Genomic DNA, 1068 nt, shown 5'->3' on the forward strand with positions numbered 1-1068 from the left:
CCGTACCCAGCCCAAGCCCCGGTGGGACTGGGCGGACCGGGCGCTCCTTGTCGCACTGATCCAGCTCCTACCAAAGACGCTGCGAGCACACCGGCTGGTCACCCCGGCACCGTCCTGCGGTGGCACCGTCGTCTGATCACACGGAAATGGACGCACCCGCAAGCGGACGGGACGACCACCGGTCAGCGCGGAGATCGCGACCCTCATCGAACGGTTCGCGACCGAGAACACGACATGGGGCTACCAGCGGATCCAGGGCGAGCTCCTCACACTCGGCCCCCGGGCCAGCGCCTCCACGATCCGCCGAGTCCTGACGTCCCTCGGGCTGCCCCGGCACCGAAACGCCAGACCGACACGATGTGGCGACAGTTCCTGCGTACGCAGGCATCGACCATGCTGGCCGTGGACTTCTTCCACGCCGACTGCGCCGTGACGCTGCGGCGTCTGTACTGCTTCTTCGTCCTGGAGGTCGGCTCCCGGACCGTGCACATCCTCGGGGTCACCGCCAACCCCGACGGACGATGGACCACCCGGCAGATCCGCAACCTCCTCATGGACCTCGGCGACCGGACGGCCGACTTCCAGGTCCTGATCCGCGACCGCGTCGGACAGTTCACCGCCTCCTTCGACGCGGTCCTCGCGGATGCCGGTATCGACGCGGTCGAGATCCCACCCCGGACTCTGCGGGTGAACGCCTACGCGGAACGGTTCGTCCGCACGGTCCGAACGGAAGTCACCGACCGGATGCTGATCGTCGGCGAGCGGCACCTGCGCACCGTCCTGACCGAGTACACCGTCCACTACAACGGACGACGACCCCACCGCGGCCGCGGCCTTCAGCCACCACGGCCCGACCACCCCATCGCCGACGTCACGACGACACGGATCAAGCGCCGACCCGTCCTCGACGGCTTGATCAACGAGTACGAACGGGCAGCCTAAGAGCGTGTCTCAGGTGGGGTGTGGGAGTTTCTTCCAGCAGGTGATCGCGGCGGCCAGGCAGAGGAATCCGAGGAAGTTACGGCCGTTGCGTTCGTAGCGGACGGTCAGCCGGCGGTAGCCCTCCCG

1 pseudogene is annotated in these 1068 nt (G+C 67.9%); it reads left to right on the forward strand.

Annotated elements, in window-relative coordinates:
- Window positions 1-942 (forward strand): annotated as a pseudogene (locus tag FMEAI12_RS40450) (integrase core domain-containing protein); the annotation flags it as partial.
- Window positions 943-1068 lie beyond the last annotated feature (126 nt).

This window comes from Parafrankia sp. Ea1.12 (assembly GCF_900465275.1).
GTDB classification, from domain to species: Bacteria; Actinomycetota; Actinomycetes; order Frankiales; family Frankiaceae; genus Parafrankia; species Parafrankia soli.